The organism is Dellaglioa sp. CoH-57-MRSF-19 (assembly GCF_056781975.1).
Genome location: NZ_JBXAXW010000359.1, coordinates 1 through 230 on the forward strand (window position 1 = coordinate 1; position 230 = coordinate 230).

General features: G+C 57.4%; 1 protein-coding gene. It reads left to right on the forward strand.

The window, feature by feature from the left end:
- Positions 1-26: 26 nt before the first annotated feature.
- Positions 27-230: hypothetical protein (locus AC1RO3_RS09480; protein ID WP_481764168.1), on the forward strand; the 204-nt coding region annotated here is incomplete at its 3' end.

Consider the following 230-nt stretch of genomic DNA (forward strand, 5'->3'; position numbering starts at 1 on the left):
CCCGCGAACGCTAGATGGAGAAGAGCGTGGACCCGGATTTCGATGTGAAGTGCAACATCGGGGAATTGCCGTACATGTACGTGCGCCACGAGCAGGACACGGATATTCTGTACCGCGTCGATCTCGACAACGTGAATGGTATGTACGAGTTTAGTCAGGAGCTGCGCGAGTACGGCTTCGTGCCGGGTGGCGGTACCGAAATCATGAAGCGCCGGATCGTGGACGTGGGT